Genomic DNA, 16,351 nt, shown 5'->3' with positions numbered 1-16,351 from the left:
CCCTCGACCACGTCTGCGACCACCTCGACCCCCACCTCCCCCACCCGCTCAAGCCGGTGCTTTTCGCGGAAGCCGACACGTCCCAGGAGGACCTGCTGGACCAGACGCTCTACACCCAGACGAGCCTGTTCGCCCTGCAGACGGCCCTGCACCGCCTGCTCGAAACGCTCGGCATCACCCCCGACTACCTCCTCGGACACTCCCTCGGCGAACTCACCGCCGCCCACCTCGCCGGAACCCTCACCCTCACCGACGCCGCCACCCTCATCACCACCCGCGCCCGCCTCATGCAACAGACCCGCCCCGGCGGCGCGATGGTGTCGATCCAGGCCGGCGCGGACGAGGTCGCGGGCACGCTGCGCGGCGACGTCTCGGTCGCGGCGGTGAACGGCCCCCGCGCCACGGTCGTCTCCGGCGACGCCGACGACGTCCTGGCCATCGCGGACGAGTGGAAGGAGCGCGGCGTGAAGACGCATCGGCTGCGCGTCGGCCACGCCTTCCACTCCCCCCACATGGACGGGATGCTGGAGGAGTTCGGCGAGGTCGCGGCGCGGCTGGAGTACCGTCCGCCGGAGATCCCGATCGTGTCCAACCTGACCGGCGACCTCGCGGGCCCGGAGATCGCGACCCCCGGCTACTGGGTGCGGCACGTGCGCGAGGCCGTCCGGTTCCACGAGGGCGTCCAGGCCCTGCACCGGGAAGGCGTCACCGCGTTTCTCGAACTCGGACCGGACGGCGTGCTGACCGCGCTCGCGCGGACGGCCGCCACCGACACCGACCCTGTCATCGAGCCGCTGCTGCGACCCGGGCGTCCCGAGGCGCAGACCCTCACCGGCGCCCTGGCCCTCGCGTGCGGCGGCGACGCGGACTGGTCCGCGGCGATGATCGGCGAAGGCCGCCGCGTGGACCTGCCGACGTACCCGTTCGAGCGTCGGCGCTACTGGCTGGACGCACCGGTCGCGACCGGCAGCGCCGCCGGGCTCGGGCTCGACGCCACGGGCCATCCGCTGCTCGCCGCCACCACAGAGCTTCCCGACGGGGGCCGCCTGCTCACGGGGCGGATCTCCCTGGACTCTCAGCCCTGGCTCTCCGACCACACCATCATGGGCACGGTCCTGCTGCCCGGCACGGCGCTGGTCGAGCTCGCCATGCACGGCGCGTCGCTGACCGGCTGCGACGAGATCGAGGAGCTCGTGCTGCACACCCTCGTCACGTTCGACGCCCGCGGCGCCGTCCTGCTGCACCTGCTGATCGGCCCGGCGGACGCGTCGGGCCGCAGGTCGATCACCGTCCGGACGCGGGGCGAGGACGACACGTCCTGGACGCAGAACGCGGACGGCACGCTCGCCCCGGCGGCCATGCCCGTCTAGACACCGGGAAACGGCTCGGGGCCCTCATCGATGCCGATGAGGGCCCCGAGCCGTTAGACGGGTCAGCGCGGTCAGGCGGTGGCGGTCGCGAAGCGGGACGGAGAGAACGGCTCGGCCGACTCGGGAAGCTCACCGGTGGTCAGCAGCGCGACCAGCGCGTCGGCGGTCGCGGGCGTCAGCTGGACGCCGATGCGGAAGTGGCCCGTGCAGAGCAGCAGGCCCGGGACGGCGGTCTCGCCGAGGACCGGGAGGCCGTCCGGCGCCGCCGGGCGCTGACCGGTGCTCGCCTCGGCGAACTCCAGCGCGGTCGCTCCGGGCAGCACGGCGGTGGCCCGGCCGAGCAGGTCCTGGACGCCGCCCGCCGTGACGGCCGTGTCGTCGCCGACGTCCTCGTAGGTGGCGCCGATGACGAGCTCGCCGTCCAGGCGCGGGACGAGATACACCGAGGTGCCCGCGACGACGCCGCGGGTGGTCCGGGTGAGGAACGGCAGGTCCGAGCGCAGCCGGAGGATCTGCCCCTTGACGGGCCGGATCTCCGGGACGGCGCCGGGCGGGAGGCCGCCGAGGCGGTGCGTCCAGCAGCCCGCCGCGAGGACGACCCGGTCGCCGGAGACGGTGCCGCCGGAGCGCAGCCGCACGCCGGTCGCGCGGCCGCCCGCCGTGACGACGCCGGTGACCGCGTCGGTGACGAGGTCGCCGCCGCGCCGTCGGACGGCGCCGATCAGCGCGGCGGTCAGCCGCCGCGGGTCGACCGACCCGTCGTCGGGGGCGAACAGCCCGCCCTGGACGGACGGGGCGAGCCGCGGTTCGAGGTCCAGGCAGTCGCGGGCCGCCAGGGTCTCGGTGCGGATGCCGAGGGAGATCTGGAAGTCCCGGAGGCGGTGCAGCTCGGCGAGGTCGGCGCCGTCGAAGGCGGCGTCGAGGACGCCGTCGCGGCGGTACCCGGCGGGGCGGCCCGCGTCGTCCTCCAGTTCCGCGACGAAGGACGGGTAGCGGTCGCGCGAGTCCAGGTAGAACCGGAGCAGCGGGCCGCGGTCGTGGACCTGCTCGGTGACGGGCGGGAGCATGCCCGCCGAGACGTGCGACGCCTTGCTCGCGGGCGCCGGGTCGATCACCGTCGCGGTCAGCCCGGCGCGGAGCGCGCGCCACGCGGCGGCGAGCCCGATCACGCCGCCGCCGACGATCACCACGTGCATGGTCGGGTCCCTTCGTCGGGCGGACGGCCGCGCCGTCCGGGGAACTGCCTGGTCAGGTCAGGAGCCGGTGCAGGTGGCCGGCCAGCGCGGCGGCGCTCGGATGGTCGAAGGCGACGGTGGCGGGCAGCCGCAGGCCCGTCGCGGCGGCCAGCCGCCTGTTCAGCTCGACCGTGGTGAGCGAGTCGAGTCCGAGCTCGCCGAACTCGCGCGCCGGGTCGACGTCGTCGGCGGAGCCGTGGCCGAGCACGGCGGCGACCTGGCCGCGGACGAACGCCACGACGGCCTCCTCGCGTTCCGGGCCGTCCAGGCGCGCGAGGTGCTCGCGCAGCTCGGGGGCCTCCCGCGGGCGGGACGCGCGGCCGGGGCCGGCGAGGTCGAGCAGCAGCGCGGGAAGCGAGCCGGGGCCCTCGCGCAGGACGTCCTCGTCGAGCCGGACGGGCGCCACCACGGCCAGGTCGTGGCCCGCGGCGGCGTCCAGCAGCGCGAGGCCCTGCTCGGCGGTGAGGGCGGCGAGGCCCGACCGGCGGAGGCGGGTGAGGTCGGCCGTGCCGAGGCCGCCCGCCATCCCGCCCTCCCACAGGCCCCAGGCCAAGGACGCGCCGGGCAGCCCGAGCGCCTTGCGGCGGTGCGCGAGCGCGTCGAGGAAGGCGTTGGCCGCGGCGTAGTTCGCCTGCCCGGCGCCGCCGAGGGTGCCCGAGACGGACGAGAACAGGATCAGCTCGCAGCCGGGCAGGTCCCGGGTCAGCTCGTGCAGGTTCAGCGCGGCGTCCGCCTTGGGCCGCAGGACGCGGTCGAACCTGCGGGGCGTGAGGGCGGCGACCGTCCCGTCGTCCACGGCTCCGGCGGCGTGCACGACGGCGGTGAGCGGGTGCCGGTCCGGGATCGCGGCGATCACCCGTGCGAGGGCGGCGCGGTCGGCCGCGTCGCAGGCGGCGATCTCCGCGTGCCCGCCGAGCGCGGCGATCTCCTCGGCCAGCTCGGCGGCGCCGGCGGTGTCCGCGCCGCGGCGGCCGAGCAGCACGAGCCGCCGTGTCCGCCCGCTCCGGACGAGGTGCCGGGCGACGTGCGCGCCGAGCGCGCCGAGGCCGCCGGTGATCAGGACGGTGCCGTCCGGGTCCCAGCGCGACGCGGCGCCGGACGCGGCGGGCGGGCAGCGGACCAGGCGCGGGCGGAGCAGGCCGCCGTCGCGGACGGCGAGCTGCGGCTCCCCGGCGGACACGGCGGACACGAGCGCGGGCCCGGCCGACCCGGCGTCGTCGAGGTCCACCAGCGCGAACCGCCCGGGGTGCTCGGCCTGCGCGGCGCGCACCATCCCCCAGACGGCCGCGCCGGCGAGGTCGGGGACGTCGTGCCCGTCCCGGACGGCCACCGCGCCCCGCGTGACGAAGACGAGCCGGACGTCGGCCAGCCTGGCGTCGGCCAGCCATTCCTGGATCAGCACGAGCGCCCGCTGGGTCGCGGCGCGCACCTCGGCGGCCTCGTCGGTGCAGGAGACCAGCACGGCGCCGGGGACGGCGTCGCCGCCCGCGCGCAGCCCCTCGTCGAGGGACCGCAGCGACGGATGGACGTCGACCCGCCGGCTCGCCGCCTTCAGCGCGCCGGTGACGCCGAGGTGGTCGGTGCCGAGGAAGGCGAGCGGGCGCGTGTCGCCCGCGGCGGCTTGTGTGCGCGGCACGGCGTTCCAGGCGAGGCGCAGCAGCGCGGCGCCGTCCGCCTGGCCGCCGCCGAGCGGGCGCAGCGCGAGCGAGGCGACCGAGGCGACCTCCCGCCCCTCGTCGTCGGTGACGGTCAGCGACACGGCGTTGTCGCCGTCCGGCGCCATGCGGACGCGCAGGCGGCGCGCCCCGGAGTTCTGGAGCCGCACGCCGCGCCAGACGAACGGCAGGCGCGGCGCGTCCTGCCCGTCGCGGGACGGCAGCAGGGTGGTGTGCAACGCTCCATCGAAGAGCGCCGGGTGGAGGAGGTAGGAGGCCGCGGCGCCACCGAGGGCGCCGTCCAGCGCGACCTCGGCGAAGATCTCCTCGCCCCGGCTCCACGCGGCGCGCAGCCCGCGGAACGCGGGCCCGTAGCGGAAGCCGCGGTCGGCGAGCCGGGAGTAGAAGTCCGCGGTGTCCACCGGGACGGCCCCCGGCGGCGGCCATGCATCCATCGCCGTCCCGTCCGCTGCCGTCGTGTCCGCTGCCGTCTCGTTCACTGCTGCCTCCGGATCAGCCGCCGGACGGCGGCGGGTTCAGGATCGCGGCGGTGACCTCGCCGTGGCTGTCGCCGCCGTGCTCGTCCCAGTACCGGCAGGTGGTGCGGATGACCACGAGCGCGTCCCTGATGTCGCTGCCGTCCCATTCGGCCACGTCGACGAGGTCGATCTCGCCGTGGAAGTGCCGCCCGCGCATCTGCGTGCGGAACGCGCTGCGGAAGTCGGTGATGAGGATCTCGCCGAGCTGGCGCGTCCAGAAGTCGTCCATGCTCCACCGGGAGAACGGCGCCGTCAGCCGCTCCTTCACCGACTTCGCGACCAGGTAGTAGAACATCTGGTTGAAGCAGATGTTGAACTCGACGGCGTTGAAGTGCCCGGTGTCGTCGATGTAGCAGGACTCGGGGATCTCGAAGGTGCAGGCGGCGCCGAGGCGCCCCTGCTCGGCGGGGTCGCCCGCCACGGTGATCTCCGCCGAGGTCAGGTACTCGCAGTTCTTCGCCCGGTAGGGCCGCAGCACCCGGGTGAGCAGCTCCGGGTCGTTGGCGTGGCGGACCGGGTCCGTCACCCGGCCCGGCCGGTCCATCACTTCCGCCATGTCCGCCTCTCTCCATCTCAAAGGTCGCAGGTGTCGGGGCCGCGGGCCGGTCAGCCCGGGCCCGCGCGGCGGGCCGCCCGGAGCAGGTCGTCGACGCCCATGTCCCTGATCGCCTCGATCGCGTCCCCGGCATGGGCGTCGTCGAGGTCGCTGTCGGGTGTTCGCGGGGTCTCCGGCTCCGGGAGCAGCTCGGCCAGCAGGAACCGCGCGAGCAGCGCGGGCGTCGGGTGGTCGAAGACCAGCGTCGCCGGGAGCCGGACGCCCGACGCGGCGCCCAGCCGGTTCCGCAGCTCCACGGCCGCGAGCGAGTCGAGGCCGAGGTCGCCGAACCGCGCGCCGGGCTCGATCGCGGCGGGGTCGTCGTGGCGCACGGCGGCGACCTCGGCCCGGACCACGTCCAGGACGGCCCGCTCCCGCTCGTCCGGGTCAAGGGCTGTCAGCCGTTCGCCGAGCGACTGGCCCGGCGCGTTCGCGGGACGCGCCGCCGCCTTCCGGGCCGGGGGCCGGACGATGTCGCGCAGCATCGCAGGCAGCTCGTCGTACCGGGCGCGCAGCGCGGCGGTGTCGAGCCGGACGGGCACCAGCGCGGGCGCTCCGGCGGCCAGCGCGGCGTCGAGCATCGCCAGGCCCTCGTCCGGGGACAGCGCGGGCATCCCGGCGTCGCCGGCGCGGCGCAGGTCGGCGTCGCCGAGCCTGCCGCCCATCCCGCTCCGCTCCGCCCACAGGCCCCAGGCGAGGGACGTCGCGGGAAGGCCGAGCGCCCGGCGGTGCGCGGCGAGCGCGTCGAGGAACGCGTTCGCCGCCGCGTAGTTGCCCTGGCCCGCGCCCATCAGCACGCCGCTCGCGGACGAGAACAGCACGAACGCCGACAGGTCCAGGTCGCGGGTGAGTTCGTGCAGGTGCCAGGCGGCGCCCGCTTTGGGGAGCAGCGCGGCGTCCATCCGGGCGGGCGTCAGGGAGCCGATCACGCCGTCGTCCAGGACTCCGGCGAGGTGCACCACGCCCGTCAGCGGCCGGTCGGCGGGGATCCGCGCCAGCAGCGCGGCGAGCGCGGCGCGGTCCGCCACGTCGCAGGCGACGATGTCCACGTCGGCGCCGAGGCCGGTCAGTTCCGCGCGCAGGTCCGCCGCGCCGGTCGCGGCCGGGCCGCGCCGTCCGGCCAGGACCAGGCGGCGGACGCCGTGCGCGGTCACCAGGTGCCGCGCGACCAGGGCGCCGAGCCCGCCGGTGCCGCCCGTGATCAGGACGGTGCCGCCGGACGTCCACGGCGGGGCCGCGCCCGCCGCCGGGGCCGGGGCCTCCGCCAGTCGGGGGACGCGCGGCTCGCCGTCGCGCAGCGCCAGCTCGGGCTCGTCCGGGCCGGACGCGAGCGCGGACGGCAGCGCGCGGAGGGAGGCGGCCGCGCCGTCCAGGTCGAGGAGCGCGAACCGGTCCGGGTTCTCGGCCTGAGCCGCGCGGACGAGGCCCCACACCGCCGCCTGCCCCGGATCGGCGTCGGCGCCGGTGGCGTTCCGGGTCACGACGGCCAGGCGCGACTTGGTGAACCGGTCGTCGGCCAGCCACGCCTTGAGGGCGTCCAGGACGGCGGCCGTCGCGGTCCGGGCGTCCGTCACGGGGTCGTCGGCGGTCACGGGCGGGCGGCCGAACAGGACCAGGTCGGGCGTCGGCATCGTGCCCTCGCCGACCGCGTCCGCCAGCGCGGCCAGGTCGGCGAACAGCGGGACGCGGTCGTCCAGGCCGAGGCGGTCGGCGCCGAGGACCGCCCACCGGTCGGTCGCCACGGTGTCGGCGGGCGTCGACGGTCGCGGCGGCGCGACCCAGTCGACGCGGTACAGCGGCGGACGGCGGCCCCCCGCGAGCTGGCCGGCGGACACCGGGCGCGTGACCACGGACTCCACCGTCGCCACGGGACGTCCGGCCTCGTCGGCAAGCTCCACCGTCAGGGCCCCGGTGTCCGCGCGGCGGCTGCGGACGCGGACGACGGAGGCGCCCTCGGCGTGCAGCGTCACGTTGCCCCACACGAACGGGGCGCTCGCCGTGCCGTTCTCGTCGGTACTGTCCTCGCTCAGTGCGTCGGCGTGGAGCGCGGCGTCGAGCAGCGCGGGATGCAGGCCGAAGCGCGACGCCTCGCCGCGCACGGCGTCCGGCAGCGCGACCTCGGCGTAGACGTCGCCGTCACGGCGCCATGCGGCGCGGAGCCCCTGGAAGGCGGGGCCGTAGCCGTAGCCCATGCCGGAGAGGCGGTCGTAGGCGTCGGTCACGCCCATCGGCGCCGCGCCGGGTGGCGGCCACTGGGCGAGGTCGAAGGACGGTTCGCGGTCGTCCGGTCCCAGGACGCCGGTGGCGTGCCGCGTCCAGCCGGGCCCGGCGGGCTCGCCGTCCGGCCGGGAGTACAGCGTGACCGTGCGGGCGCCCTCGCCGTCAGGTTCGCCGACCACGACGCGCACCGCATATCCGTTCCGCCCCTCCAGGACGAGCGGGGTCTCCAGCGTCAGTTCCGCGAGCGTGCCGCAGCCGACCCGCTGCCCGGCCCGCAACGCCATCTCCACGAAGCCGGTCGCGGGCAGCAGCACCGAGCCGAGCACGGCGTGATCGGCCAGCCACGGCTGGGTCCCGGCGGACAGGCGGCCGGTCAGCACCAGCTGGTCCGAGCCGGGCGCGTCGACGGCGGCGCCCAGCATCGGGTGCCGGACCGGGTCCAGCCCGGCGTGGCCGACGTCGCCCGCGGGCGCGCCCGCGTCGAGCCAGTAGCGGCGGCGCTGGAACGCGTACGTCGGCAGCTCGGTCCGGACGGCGCCGGAACCGCCCGGCATGGTGGCGAAGAAGGCGTCCCAGTCGACGTCGGCTCCGCGGGCGAAGGCCGTGCCCACGCCCGCGACCAGCTCGGCCTCCTCCGGACGGTCGCGGCGGAGCAGCGGGACGAACGCGGCGTCCCCGCCCGCGCAGTCCCGGCCCATCGCCGACAGGACCGCGTCCGGGCCCAGCTCCACGAACGTCGCCGTGCCCGCTTGCTCCAGGAAGCGCACGCCGTCGGCGAACCGCACGGCCTCGCGGACGTGCCGCACCCAGTAGCCGCCCGATCCCTGGTCGGCGAGCGCGCCGGTCAGGTTGGACACCACCGGGATCTCCGGCGGCCGGTACTCCAGCCGCTCCACGACCTGGCGGAACTCGTCGAGCATCGGCTCCATGAGCGGCGAGTGGAAGGCGTGCGAGACGCGCAGCCGCCGGGTTCTGCGTCCGTCGCCGTCCAGGCGGGCGGCCAGCGCGAGCACCTCGTCCTCGTCGCCGGAGAGCACGACCGAGGACGGCCCGTTCACCGCCGCGATCGCGACACGTCCGGACGTCAGCAGCGGCGCGACCTCGTCCTCGGCCGCCCGCACCGCGACCATGGCGCCGCCGCGCGGGAGCGCCTGCATCAGGCGGCCCCGGGCGGCGACCAGCGTCGCGGCGTCGTCGAGCGACAGGACGCCGGCGGCGTGCGCGGCGGCCACCTCGCCGATCGAGTGCCCGGCCAGGTGGTCGGGGCGCATGCCCCACGACTCCAGCAGCCGGAACAGGGCGACCTCGACCGCGAACAGCCCGGCCTGGGCGTGGACGGTCTCGTCCAGGCGGTCCTGGCCGTCCCACACCACCTCGCGCAGCGGGTGCTCCAGGTGCGGGTCCAGCCGGGCGCACACGGCGTCGAACGCCGCCGCGTACGCGGGGAACGTCTCGTACAGCTCGCGGCCCATCCCGGCGCGCTGCGCGCCCTGCCCGGTGAACAGGAACGCGAGGCCGCCGCCGGGCACCGGACCGCGCGCGACGATGGGCGGCGCCGGTGCGTCCCGGGCTGCCAGCGCGCCTAGGCCGCGGACGAGTTCGTCGTGGGCGGTGCCGACCAGCACCGCGCGGTGCTCCAGCGCGGCCCGGGTCGTGGCCAGGGCGCGGCCGACCGCCGCCGGGTCGCCGCCGTCCTGCCGCTCCAGATGGGCGCGGAGGCGCTCGGCCTGGCCGCGCAGCGCCTGGGCGGTCTTGCCCGCGACGACCCACGGCACGACCCTCGTCCCGCCCTCGGGGGGGTCGGCCTGCTCGGTGTCGCCGGGCTCCGGGCCCTGCTCGATGATCACGTGCGCGTTGGTGCCGCTGATCCCGAAGGAGGAGATCCCGGCGCGGCGCGGACGCCCGTCCACCGGCCATTCCCGGGCCTCGGTCAGCAGTTCCACGTCGCCTTCGGACCAGTCCACCTGGGGGGTCGGCTCGTCCACGTGCAACGTCTTGGGCAGGACGCCGTGGCGCATCGCCTCGACCATCTTGATGATCCCCGCGACCCCGGCAGCCGCCTGCGCGTGCCCGATGTTCGACTTGATCGACCCCAGCCACAGTGGCCGCCCCTCGGGACGATCCTGGCCGTAGGTGGCGAGGAGCGCTTGGGCCTCGATCGGGTCGCCGAGCGTCGTCCCGGTGCCGTGGCCCTCGACCGCGTCGACGTCTCCCGCGCCGAGACCGGCGTCGTGCAGGGCCTGGGCGATCACGCGCTGCTGCGACGGGCCGTTCGGCGCGGTCAGCCCGTTGGACGCGCCGTCCTGGTTGATCGCCGAGCCGCGCACCACCGCCAGCACCCGGTGCCCGTTGCGCCGGGCGTCCGAGAGCCGCTCGACCAGCAGCATCCCGGCGCCCTCGCCCCAGCCGGTCCCGTCGGCGGCGGCGGCGAACGACTTGGCCCGGCCGTCCCGCGCCAGGCCGCGCTGCAGGCTGAAGTCGATGAAGGTGTCCGGCGTCGCCATCACCGTCACGCCGCCCGCGAGGGCCAGCGAGCACTCGCCGTGGCGCAGGGCCTGCATCGCCCAGTGCAGCGCGACCAGCGACGACGAGCACGCCGTGTCGACCGTCACGGCCGGGCCCTCCAGGCCGAGCGCGTAGGCGACGCGGCCCGAGGCGATGCTGCCCGCGCTGCCGTTGCCGAGATATCCGGCCAGGTCCTCCGGCACGTCACCGAGGCGGGTGGCCCAGTCGTGGTACATGACGCCGGCGAACACGCCCACCGGCGCGCCGCGTACCGACAGCGGATCGACGCCCGCCCGTTCCAGCGCCTCCCAGCAGGTCTCCAGCAGCAGCCGCTGCTGCGGGTCCATCGCCAGCGCCTCGCGCGGGCTGATCCCGAACAGGTCGGCGTCGAAGTCGGCCGCGTCGTGCAGGAAGCCGCCCTCGCGGATGTAGCTCTTGCCCGGCAGGCCGGGCTCCGGGTCGTACAGCTCCGCGACGTTCCAGCCACGATCCTCGGGGAACGGCGTGACGCCGTCCCGCCCGCCCGCGACGAGCCGCCACAGGTCCTCCGGGGAGGCGACGCCGCCGGGATAGCGGCACGCCATACCCACGATCGCGATCGGCTCGTCCGCCGTCCCGGCCTTGTCCGCCGGACGTGCGGTCACGGCGGCAGGGGCGGCGGGCAGCGCCTTCGCCAGGATGTGGGCCGCGAGGGCGCGGGGCGTCGGATGGTCGAAGACCAGGGTCGAGGACAGCCGCAGCCCGGTCGCCGCGTTGAGCCCGTTGCGCAGCTCGACCGCGGCGAGCGAGTCGAACCCGATCTCGTTGAAGGCGCGGGCCGGGTCGATCGCGTCGGCGCCGTCGTGTCCGAGGACGGCGGCCACGCGGGCGCGGACCAGGTCCAGCACGACACGGTCCCGCTCGGCGCCGGGCAGGTCCGCGAGCCGCGCCGCGAGCGGAGTCCCGGTCGTGCCGGCGGCGGCCGCCGGGGCGGGCCGGTTCCGGGACGGGCCGCGGACCAGGCCGCGGAGCATCGCCGGGACGCCCTCGTCCCGGGCGCGCAGCGCCGCCTGGTCGACCCGCACCGGGACGAGGTCGGGATCGCCGGAGCCGAGCGCCAGGTCGAACAGCGCGAGGTTCTCGTCCGCGGACAGCGCGGCCAGGCCGGACCGCTCGGCGCGGCGCAGGGTGAGGTCGTCCAGGCGGCCGCCCATGCCGTCGCCGCCCGCCCACAGGCCCCACGCCAGGGACGTCGCGGGCAGCCCCGCCGACGCGCGGCGCCGGGCCAGCGCGTCGAGGAAGACGTTCGCCGCCGCGTAGTTGCCCTGTCCGGGCGCGTCCAGCACGCCGGCGGCCGAGGAGAACAGCACGAACGCCCGGAGGTCCAGTTCGCGGGTCAGCTCGTGGAGATGCCACGCCGCGTCCGCCTTGGGACGCAGGACGGCGTCCACCTGCTCATGCGTGAGGGAACCGACCAGGCCGTCGTCGACCACGCCCGCCGTGTGCACCACGCCGGTCAGCGGATGCCCGGGCGGGATCGCGGCGAGCAGCGCGGCCAGCGCCGCGCGGTCCGCGACATCGCAGGCGGTGATGGTGACGGTGGCGCCGAGACGGGTCAGCTCCGCGTCGAGTTCGGCGGCGCCCGGCGCGTCCGGGCCGCGCCGGGACGTGAGGATCAGATGCCGGACGCCGTGCTCGGCGGCCAGGTGCCGGGCGACGAGCCCGCCGAGCCCGCCGGTGCCTCCGGTGATGAGGACGGTGCCCGCCTCGTCCCACAGCGGCTTGTCCTGCGATGGCTTCGGGGCGGTGGCGGACGCCCGCGTCAGCCGGGGGCTGTGCGGCGTGCCCGCGCGGACCGCGATCTGCGGTTCGCCGGTGGCGAGGGCCGTGCGGAGGGAGCGGGACGCGTCGTGGCCGCCGTCCGCGTCCAGGTCGATGAGGACGACGCGTCCGGGGTGCTCCGCCTGGGCGGAGCGCGCCAGGCCCCACACCGGGGCGGTGCCGAGGTCGGGTGTCTCCCCGCTGGTGGCGGCGACGGCACCGCGCGTGACCACGGCCAGCCGGGTCGAGGCGAGCCCGTCGTCGGCCAGCCATTCCTGGAGCAGGTCGAGCAGCCGGACGGTGGAAGCCCGCGCCGCAACCGAGGGCTTGCCGGACGCCTCGTCCGGCGGGATTGGCGCCACGACGACCTCGGGCACCGCCGCGCCGGACGCGATCGCCGTCCGCAGCTCATCGAGGCCCGCGTAGACAGGTGCGCCCGTCAAGCCAAGCTCTCCGCCGCCGAGGACGGCCCAGGCGCCCTTCGCCGCGGGCGGCGAAGCGACGGGCTCCCACCGGACGCGGTGCAGCGGCGCGGTCCGGGCCTGGCCGAGCCCGTCGAGGCGGTCGGCCGGGACGGGGCGCTGCACGATCGAGGCGATCGAGGCCACGGGGGCGCCCGCCGTGTCGGCGACGTCCACGGACACGGCGTCCGGGCCCGCGGGCGCGATCCGCACCCGCACGGACGATGCGCCCGCGGCGTGCAGGGTCACGCCAGACCAGGCGAAGGGCAGCCGGATCTCGCCGCCGTCCCCGGCCGGGTCCCCGGCGAGGTCGGCGGGGCGCAGCGCCGAGTCGAGGAGCGCCGGGTGCAGACCGAACCGTCCGGCGTCGTGCCGCGCCTCCTCGGGCAGCGCGGCTTCGGCGAAGATCTCGCCGTTCCCGCGCCAGGCGGCGCGCAGGTTCTGGAACATGGGCCCGAAATCGAGGCCCGCCGTGTCGAGGTCGGCCAGGTCGACCGGCTCGGCGCCTTCTGGTGGCCAGACCGTCATGGCGGACGGCTCCGCAGGGGCCGTTGTGGCCAGCATGCCCGTGGCGTGACGGGTCCAGGGCTCGTCCGCGTCGGCGTCGCCCGGCCGGGAGAAGATCTCCACCGGTCGGCGTCCCGGTTCGGCGGCCGGGCCGACCACGACCTGCACGGCCACCTCGCCGCCGGGCGGCAGTGCCAGCGGCGACTCCAGGGTCAGTTCTTCAACGGCCGCGCAGCCGGCCTCGTCGGCGGCGCGGAGCGCCATGTCGACGAACGCGGTTCCCGGCAGCAGCACCGTCCCGGCGATGACGTGGTCGGCGAGCCACGGCTGGGCGCGCGTCGACAGCCGTCCCTCCAGGACGACGCCACCGGTCTCGGCCAAGGCGATGACCGTGCCGAGCAGGGGATGCCCGTTCGGGTCGCGTCCGGTTCCGGCGGGTCCGGCGTCCAGCCAGTAGCGCCGCCGCTCGAACGGGTAGGTCGGCAGGTCGACGCGGCGGGCGGCACGGCCGGCGAACACGCCGTCCCAGTCCACGTGGCCGCCCTGCGCATGGACGAGCCCCACGGCCGACACGAGTTCGCGTTCCTCGTCGCGTCCTTCGCGCATCACCGGCACGAAGACCGCGTCCGCGTCGTCTCCGGTACCGGGGTCGAGGCAGGCGGGGCCCATCGCCGACAGGACGGCGTCGGGCCCGATCTCCACGAACGCGGTGACGCCCTGCGAGCGCAGCCAGCGGACGCCGTCGTGGAACCGGACGGCCTCGCGGACGTGCCGGACCCAGTACTCGGCGTCGGGCGCGACCGGGCGTCCCGTCACGTTCGACACGAGCGGGACGCGCGGCGGCGAGTACGCCATCACCTGGGCGATCCGCCGGAACTCGGCCAGCATCGGCTCCATGAGCGGCGAGTGGAACGCGTGCGACACGCGGAGCCGCCGGGTCCGGCGCGGCCCGCGCCCGGCGCCTGCGTCGCCTCCGTCGCGCAGCCGGTCCGCGAGGCGGGTGACCGCGTCCTCGTCGCCGGACAGGACGACGGACGCCGGTCCGTTGACGGCCGCGATGCCGACCCGGTCGTCCAGGTAGGGGGCGACCTCGTCCTCGGCGGCCTCCACCGCGATCATCGCGCCGCCAGGCGGAAGCTCCTGCATCAGCCTGCCGCGCGCGGCCACCAGCATCGCCGCGTCCGCCAGGGACAGGACGCCCGCGACGTGCGCCGCGGCCAGCTCGCCGACCGAGTGGCCCGCCACGTGCCCGGGGGCCACGCCCCACGATTCCAGCAGCCGGAACAGCGCCACCTCGACGGCGAACAGCGCGGGCTGCGCGTAGGCGGTCTGGTCGAGCAGTGCGGCGGCGTCCGGGACGGTTCCGAACAGCACCTCCAGCAGCGGCACGTCGAGCTGGACGTCCAGGTGCCCGGCGGCCTCGTCCAGGGCCCCCGCGAACACCGGATACGCGTCGTACAGGCCGCCTCCCATACCGAGGCGCTGGCTGCCCTGCCCGGTGAAGAGGAAAGCCGTCCCGCCGCGCGTAGGCGGGACAGAGCCTCGCACCACACCGGCGGCCGCCTCGCCGGCGGCGAGCGCGTCCAGGCCGCGCAGCGCCTCGTCCCTGTCGGCGGCGACGATGACGGCGCGGTGCTCGAAGGACGCGCGGGTCGTGGCCGCCGAGAACGCCGCGTCGGTCCAGGACGGGGCCTCGGAAGAGTCGGGGTCAGACAGCAGCGACCGCAGCCGCGCCGCCTGGGCGCGCAGCGCCGGCTCGCTCTTCGCGGACAGCGGCAGCGGGGTGATCCGGCCCTCGGCGGACGGCGGCGGCTCGGCCGGCGCCGCTGGGGCGGCGTCGTGCGAGGCCTCCTCGATGATGACGTGCGCGTTCGTGCCGCTGGCGCCGAACGAGGAGATCCCTGCGCGCCGCGGGGCGTCCGCCTGTGCCTCGACCGGGTGCCAGGGGCGCGGTTCGGTCAGCAGCCGGACGGTCCCGGCCGACCAGTCGACGTGCGGGGTCGGCTCGTCCACGTGCAGGGTCGCGGGCAGCATCCCGTGCCGCATCGCCATGATCATCTTGATCAGCCCGGCGGCGCCCGCGGCGGCGCCGGTGTGGCCGATGTTCGTCTTGACCGACCCGAGCCACAGCGGCCGGTCCGGCGCGCGCTCCCGCCCGTAGGCGGCGATCAGCGCGCCCGCCTCGATGGGGTCGCCGAGCCGGGTCCCGGTGCCGTGCGCTTCGACCGCGTCGACCTGCGCGGCGGTGAGCCCGGCGTCCGCGAGCGCCGCGCGGATGACGCGCTGCTGGGACGGGCCGTTCGGCGCGGTGAGCCCGTTGCTCGCGCCGTCCTGGTTGATCGCCGTGCCCCGGACGATCGCGAGCACGCGGTGCCCGGCCCGGCGCGCGGCCGAGAGCCGGGTCAGGACGAACACGCCCACGCCCTCGGCGAAGCCGGTGCCGTCGGCCGCCGCGGCGAACGCCTTGCACCGGCCGTCCGGCGCCAGGCCGCGCTGGCGGCTGAACGTGGTGAACGTGCCGGGGCTCGACATCACCGTGACGCCGCCCGCCAGCGCGAGGCCGCACTCGCCGCGCCGCAGCGACCGCACCGCGAGGTGCAGCGCGGTCAGCGACCCCGAGCAGGCCGTGTCGACGGTCAGCGCGGGCCCTTCGAGCCCGAGCGTGTAGGCGACGCGGCCGGACACGACGCTCGGCAGGGTGCCGAGCATCAGGTGGCCGTCGAGCCCGTCCGGCGCCTCGTGGACGCGCGGGCCGTACTCGTGCGGCTCCACGCCGACGAACACGCCGGACTCGGTGCCGCGCAGCCGGGCGGGGTCGATCCCGGCCCGTTCGAGCGCCTCCCAGCAGGCCTCCAGCAGCAGCCGCTGCTGGGGGTCCATGGCGAGCGCCTCCTTCGGGCTGATCCCGAAGAAGGCGGCGTCGAAGTCGGCCGCGCCGTCCAGGAAGCCGCCCTGGTCGACGTAGCTGGTGCGGGGCGTGTCCGGATCCGGGTCGAAGAGCGCGCCGAGGTCCCAGCCGCGGTCGTCCGGGAAGCCGGAGATGACGTGGACGCCGCCGTCGACCAGCCGCCACAGGTCCTCCGGGGAGGCGACCCCGCCGGGGAAGCGGCAGCCGATGCCGACGATCGCGACCGGGTCGTCGTCCTCGCCCGGGGACGCCGGCCGCCGCACCGCGCGGGGCGACGGCGCGGGGCCGCCGCCCGACTCGGCGAGCAGGAAGTCGGCGAGCGCGCCCGGCGTCGGATAGTCGAATCCGATCGTCACCGGCAATTGCAGGCCGGTGGCGGCCGTCAGCCTCGCATGCAATTCCACCAGGCCCAGGGAATCCAGACCTATTTCCAGGAAAGGGCGGTCGTCGGTGACGATGTGCCGGCCGGACGGGTCCATTTTCCGCAGCACGGCGAGCGTCTGGGAGATCACCGTGTCGAGCGGCCGTTCCGGCGTGCCGAGCTCAGTCATGCGCG

General features: G+C 76.5%; 5 protein-coding genes. 1 reads left to right on the top strand and 4 read right to left on the bottom strand.

The annotated features are described in order from the left end of the window. The coding region (locus E1287_RS28410; RefSeq protein ID WP_131968150.1) for an acyltransferase domain-containing protein at nt 1-1,370 on the top strand (1,370 nt) is incomplete at its 5' end. A 71-nt stretch (nt 1,371-1,441) separates the two neighbouring features. Here the strand turns inward: E1287_RS28410 and thiO are convergent. From thiO to E1287_RS45860, 4 genes are read right to left on the bottom strand one after another with little or no spacing between them, the layout of a single operon-like run. Continuing rightward, nucleotides 1,442-2,566, bottom strand: coding sequence for a glycine oxidase ThiO (gene thiO / locus E1287_RS28405; protein WP_131968149.1), 1,125 nt, complete (start codon nt 2,564-2,566; stop codon nt 1,442-1,444). A 52-nt stretch (nt 2,567-2,618) separates the two neighbouring features. Next, entirely contained in the window at nt 2,619-4,760 is a 2,142-nt protein-coding gene (locus tag E1287_RS28400) for a type I polyketide synthase (RefSeq protein ID WP_131968148.1), read from the bottom strand. Nucleotides 4,761-4,773: 13 nt separating this feature from the next. Beyond that, nucleotides 4,774-5,355 (bottom strand): FcoT family thioesterase, encoded by a 582-nt coding sequence (locus E1287_RS28395; protein ID WP_243719492.1) that lies wholly within the window; start codon nt 5,353-5,355, stop codon nt 4,774-4,776. 50 nt (nt 5,356-5,405) lie between these two features. Then, nucleotides 5,406-16,346 (bottom strand): type I polyketide synthase, encoded by a 10,941-nt coding sequence (locus tag E1287_RS45860; protein ID WP_131968147.1) that lies wholly within the window; start codon nt 16,344-16,346, stop codon nt 5,406-5,408. Between the last annotated feature and the right edge of the window lie 5 nt (nt 16,347-16,351).

This window comes from Actinomadura sp. KC06, assembly GCF_004348735.1.
Lineage (GTDB): Bacteria > Actinomycetota > Actinomycetes > Streptosporangiales > Streptosporangiaceae > Spirillospora.
Note: the sequence above shows the minus strand (reverse complement) of the source record. Positions and strands in the feature narration are given on the sequence as shown.

Excerpts from the sequence above, each read along its gene's own strand:
- E1287_RS45860 (WP_131968147.1), bottom strand. The coding sequence starts at position 16,346 with ATGACTGAGCTCGGCACGCCGGAACGGCCGCTCGACACGGTGATCTCC.
- thiO (WP_131968149.1), bottom strand. The coding sequence starts at position 2,566 with ATGCACGTGGTGATCGTCGGCGGCGGCGTGATCGGGCTCGCCGCCGCG.
- E1287_RS28395 (WP_243719492.1), bottom strand. The coding sequence starts at position 5,355 with ATGGCGGAAGTGATGGACCGGCCGGGCCGGGTGACGGACCCGGTCCGC.